At 71.7% G+C, this 5,069-nt stretch carries 5 protein-coding genes and 2 pseudogenes; 2 read left to right on the top strand and 5 right to left on the bottom strand.

Annotated elements, in window-relative coordinates:
- Together ACGFYN_RS47735 and ACGFYN_RS47740 are read left to right on the top strand one after the other, a co-directional pair.
- Positions 1-212: pseudogene (locus ACGFYN_RS47735) on the top strand (IS630 family transposase); the annotation flags it as partial.
- A gap of 78 nt (positions 213-290) precedes the next feature.
- A complete protein-coding gene (locus tag ACGFYN_RS47740) occupies positions 291-521 on the top strand; it encodes a hypothetical protein (protein WP_393872226.1) in 231 nt (76 codons plus the stop codon).
- 79 nt (positions 522-600) lie between these two features.
- Here the strand turns inward: ACGFYN_RS47740 and ACGFYN_RS47745 are convergent, their stop codons facing one another.
- The 5 genes and pseudogenes from ACGFYN_RS47745 to ACGFYN_RS47765 form a co-directional block, all read right to left on the bottom strand.
- On the bottom strand, positions 601-1,629 hold the full coding sequence (locus ACGFYN_RS47745) for an SDR family oxidoreductase (protein ID WP_393872227.1): 1,029 nt from the start codon (positions 1,627-1,629) through the stop codon (positions 601-603).
- Positions 1,630-1,869: 240 nt separating this feature from the next.
- Positions 1,870-2,835: an SDR family NAD(P)-dependent oxidoreductase gene (locus tag ACGFYN_RS47750; protein WP_393872228.1), complete on the bottom strand. Its 966-nt coding sequence runs from the start codon at positions 2,833-2,835 to the stop codon at positions 1,870-1,872.
- Positions 2,836-3,125: 290 nt separating this feature from the next.
- Positions 3,126-3,788, bottom strand: a complete 663-nt coding sequence (locus ACGFYN_RS47755; RefSeq protein ID WP_393872229.1) for an HAD family hydrolase — start codon at positions 3,786-3,788, stop codon at positions 3,126-3,128.
- Between the two features lie 37 nt (positions 3,789-3,825).
- Positions 3,826-4,863, bottom strand: coding sequence for a PHP domain-containing protein (locus ACGFYN_RS47760; protein WP_393872230.1), 1,038 nt, complete (start codon positions 4,861-4,863; stop codon positions 3,826-3,828).
- A 104-nt stretch (positions 4,864-4,967) separates the two neighbouring features.
- Positions 4,968-5,069, bottom strand: a pseudogene (locus tag ACGFYN_RS47765) (glycoside hydrolase family 16 protein); the annotation flags it as partial.

A 5,069-nucleotide genomic window follows, 5' to 3' on the forward strand; every position in this document is an offset into this window, starting at 1 on the left:
TCAACCAGGTCGAGCGGTGGTTCGGCTACCTCGCCCACCAGATGATCCGCCGCGGCGCACACAAGAACATCCAGGCCCTCGAAGCCGACATCCGGACCTGGGTCAACGACTGGAACAACAACCCCAAGCCCTTCATCTGGACCAAGACAGCCGAAGAGATCCTCGACTCCCTCGCCCGCCTCTGCCGACGGATCTCTGGCGCAGGACACTAGCGTTTCGCGGAGCCGCGCGTTTTGGCGGATGGTCCTGAGGTACTCGCGGAGCCCTGTACCACGTGATGGGAGGACGTCGTGGCCGACAGGCATGACACTGGCCAGAACGGCGAGCCCGTGCCGCGGGATCTGCCGGACCAGCAGGTTCGCGAGGACGAGGATCCGCTGGACATTCCGCTGCCGCCCGGCGAGGAGGAGGCGGACGGCGAGCTGCCGGACACCGACGAGGCCGGAACGGGCCGTCAGGACGGGCCGCGTTCGGCCACGGTCCATCCCGAACATCCCGCTCCGGACGAGTCGTCCGCCTGACGGGGATGCCTCCGGCCGACACCGGGGTGTCTCCGTCTGACCCGGCATACTCCGGCTGACCGGGATTCTTCCGGTGGAGTCAGCCGACCTTGCGGCCCTTCATCGGTTCCGTGCGGGCTCCCTCGCCCCGCTGCAGGCCCTGCAGGAACTCCTCCAGCACCTCGGTCGCCGTGTGCTCCGCTCGCCAGCCCAGCTCGTCGTGCGCGCGGGTGCAGTCCATCAGGGGCAGGCGCAGCACCGCGTCGAACAGGTGCGGTGAGGCGGGCAGCAGGTGCAGCCCCCAGGCGGCGGCGATCGCCGAGCGGGCCGCCGCGCGGGGGAGCCGTACCGGGCGCGTGCCCAGCATCTCGCCGAGCAGTTCGGCGTCCACCGGCGGATCGGCCGCGAGGTTGAAGGCGCCGCGTGCCTCGGAGTTCAGCGCGAGGGCGTACGCCTTGGCCGCGTCGTCGGTGTGCAGGGCCTGGACCCGCAGACCGGGGATGTCGGGGAGGAAGGGCAGCAGTTCCGGACGGGCCAGCGGGCCCGGCAGGAAGCGGCCGCCGAAGATCCGGCGCTGCTCGCTCGCCGACTCCCTCTTGAAGAGGAAAGCGGGCCGCATCCGCACCACCCGCACCTCGGGATGCTCACGCTCGAACGCGTCCAGGGCACGCTCCAGATAGGCCTTCTCGCGGCAGTACGCGGCGTCCGGCCAGCCGTGCGTGGGCCACGACTCGTCCACCGTGCGGTCCTTCGACCCGGGGGAGTACGCGCCGACCGACGAGGCGTGCACCAGCGTCGGGACCCGTGCCGCGGCCACCGCCTCGAAGACCCGGATGCTCCCGAGCACGTTCGTGCGCCAGGTCGTCGCCGGGTCGTGCGTCGGCTGGAAGGCCCACGCCAGATGGATCACCGCGTCGGCGTCCGCGAACGTGCCGGCCAGGTCCGACCGCTCGGACGAGATGTCCACGGGGGACCACTCCGTCCGTGCGGGCGACCAGTCGGGAATCCGCCGCGCCAGCCCCAGGATGGACCCGACCTGGGAATCCTCGGAAAGCCGCCGCACCACACTGGTGCCCACATTGCCGGTGGCGCCTGTGACCACGATCCTGCTGCCCGTTGCGCTGCTCACCTTCGACTCCTTCCGACCGCGCGATCCCCCCTCCGGCCTCCGCCGGAAGCGAAGAGACCGAGTACCCGCACCACGAGGAGACACGCGGACCCCCCTCGGGGCAGCCGGGAGATCATCGAGTCACGCGGGGCGGAGGCCCACCTGCGCCGGGGCGTCCGCCGGAGGGCCTCCGTCTGCTGTCCGTCGAGGGGGTACCGGCGCCATGACAGGCGCCCCGGCCGTGTACGGACCGAGCGAGCTCTACTCCTGACCGGCGAAGGCGTTCGCGCCCGTGAGCTTCGCCGACAGTTCCCAAAGGCGGGCCGCCTCCTCGGAGTCGGTGGCCCAGGGCTTGACGCCCGAGGGGCGGTCGTCCGTCGCCGGCTCGGCGATGTCGCAGTCCTCGAGGTAGACGCCGCCGAGGCCGTCCAGCCGTGGGGAGGTGGCTGCCCAGACCTGGGTGGCCGCACCCTGCTGCGGGGTCTTGAAGCCCTGGGGGTTGAGCACGTTGCCGGCCTCGTCGATCCAGCCGCGCTCGATCATCTCCTCCTTGGGGATGTGCCGCTGGAGCGGCGTGATGATGCCGCCGGGGTGGAGGGAGAAGGCGCGTACCCCGGCGTCGCGGCCGAGCCTGTCGAGGTGGACGGCGAACAGGACGTTCGCGGTCTTGGCCTGGCCGTACGCCTGCCACTTGTCGTAGTCCCGCGTCCACTGGACGTCGTCCCAGCGCATGCCCGAGAAGTGGTGGGCGCGGGAGGAGACGGAGACGATCCGGGCACCGCCCGGTGCGATGGCCGGCCACAGGCGGTTGACCAGGGCGAAGTGGCCGAGGTGGTTGGTGGCGAACTGCGCCTCCCAGCCGGGCCCCACCCGCGTCTCCGGACATGCCATGATTCCGGCGCTGTCGATCATGATGTCGACGCTCCGCCCGGAGGCGAGGAACCGCTCGGCGAAGCCGCGCACGCTCTCCTGGTCGCCGAGGTCCAGCTCGTCCACCTCGACGTCGCCCACTCCGGCCAGCGCCTCCTCGGCGGTGGCACGGCGCCGGGCCGGGACCACGACGTGGGCGCCCGCCCCGGTGAGCGCGCGGGTGGTCTCCAGGCCGATGCCCGAGTAGCCCCCGGTGACGATCGCGAGCTTGCCGGTCAGGTCGATGCCCGCGAGGGCCTCGTCGGCGGTGCTGGTGGCGCCGAAGCCGGAACCGATCTTGTGCTGTGCAGTGGTCATACCGGGAACGCTACGAATTCGAGTGCTCTCGAAGTCAAGCGGAACCCGCGGGCGTCACAGGCACGAAAAGACCCCGACCGGACGGGGGAAGCTCGGTCGGGGCCGTTCAAGGGTGGGCACGGATGGCGGTCGCCTCTCGGCGAAAGGCTCCACAGGGCTTCAGCCGAACGATCTTCCCTGTGGGCGAATGGTGAGGCCCGGGGACACTGTCCCATCCGCACCCACGTGTGGTTCAACGGACAACCTCTTGTGGGTGTTCCGTCCCAAGCCGGTTTCCGGCGTGAGGTGCGTCACCGCTGCCCGAAGGGGCTCTCCGCCAGGGAGGCGAGGAGATGGGCCGGATCGTCGTACACGGCCGACGCGCCCGCCTCCTCCAGGTCCTTTCGCGGAATCCCGCCGCACAGCACGCCCACGCAGCGCACCCCCGCCCGGCGGCCCGCCTGCATGTCCCACACCGTGTCCCCGACGAGGACCGCCCGGTCCGCCGGCACCCCCGCCAGCTCCAGGGCCTGCTCGACGGGCTCCGGTGCCGGCTTGCCCTGCTCCACGTCGTCGGCGCTCGCGGTGGCGGCGATCGCGTCCTCGGCGGAGATGGCACGGCGCAGCGCGGAGAGCTCGGGGCCGCTCGCGGACGTGGCGAGGACCACCTTCCAGCCCTCGTGGTCCAGCCGCCGCAGTAGCCGCCCGGCGTCCTGCATCGCGGGCAGCCGGTCGACGTACTGGCCGTACAACGCCTTGTGCGCGGCGCTGAGTTCGGCGTCCTGCTCCTTCTTGCGCTCCTCGCCGAGCAGCCGGGCGACGAGGTCCTCGGAGCCGAGGCCGATGGCCCGGTGGATGGAATGCATCGGTACCGTGTGGCCGGCCTGGTGGAAGGCCTCCCACCAGGTCACCACATGCAGGTGGTTGGTGTCGACGAGAGTTCCGTCGACGTCGAATACGGCCGCCCGGTCCATGCACGCTCCCTCGCTCGTTCACCACTCGGGTACCACGTCAGGGGCGTGCCACTCCCGCCGGAGTGCGTCGATCGCGGGTCCAGGCCAGCAGATCGTCCAGGGACCACGTGGTCACCACTCGCTCGGCGGGCACCCCGCACTCCTCGGCGCGGGCACAGCCGTTGATCTGCCAGTCCAGCTGGCCGGGTGCGTGCGCGTCCGTGTCGACCGAGAACAGCACCCCGGCGTCCACCGCACGGCGCAGCAGCCGCCGGGGCGGGTCGAGCCGCTCGGGACGGCTGTTGATCTCCAGGGCGGTACCGGTCTCGGCGCAGGCGGCGAACACCTCGTCCGCGTCGAACTCCGACTCGGGCCGTCCCCGCCCGGTCACCAGCCGCCCCGTGCAGTGGCCGAGGACGTCCGCATGCGGATCGCGTACGGCGGCCACCATGCGGCGGGTCATGGAGCGGGCGTCCATGCGCAGCTTGGAGTGCACGGACACCACCACGACGTCGAGCCGCTCCAGCAGCTCCGGTTCCTGGTCGAGCGAGCCGTCGTCGAGGATGTCGCACTCGATGCCGGTCAGCAGCCGGAACGGCGCCCACGTCGCGTTCAGCTCCGCCACCACCTCCAGTTGCTCCCGCAGCCGCTCGGGTGACAGGCCGCGGGCGACCGTCAGCCGCGGGGAGTGGTCGGTCAGCACCGCCCACTCGTGCCCGATCGCCGCCGCGGTCCGGCCCATCTCGTCGATCGGGCTGCCCCCGTCCGACCAGTCCGAGTGCAGATGGCAGTCCCCGCGCAGCAGGGCCCGCAGCTCGGCACCGGCCCCGGTGTACGGCTGGGCGGCCTCGTCCTCCAGCTTCCGCAGATAGCCGGGCACCTCTCCGGCGAGCGCCTCGCGCACCACCTGCGCCGTCTTCGGGCCGACGCCCTTGAGCGACTCCAGCGACCCGTCGCCCGCCCGCCCGCGGACCTCGTCCGTGGGCAGCGACGCCAGTACCCGGGACGCCGTGCGGAAGGCGCGGACGCGGTACGTCGGCGCCAGGGACCGCTCCAACAGGAAGGCGATCCGGTCCAGTGCCTCAAGAGGATCCATGCTGACCTCCACCCCCAGGGTTCCCCAGGGACGGGCGGGCCGCACTGCGTGGCACCGAAAGCCGAGCGGCACGGACAGCGTGCCGCTCGGCTTGAGGGGGCGTGTCAGCTCGTCGTGACGGAGACGGAGTCGACGATGAGTTGTTGGGGGAGGGGGGTGGTGTTGTCGGGGTCGCCGGGCCAGTAGCCGCCGACGGCGAGGTTGAG

It is taken from the genome of Streptomyces sp. NPDC048419, from assembly GCF_043200415.1.
Lineage (GTDB): Bacteria > Actinomycetota > Actinomycetes > Streptomycetales > Streptomycetaceae > Streptomyces.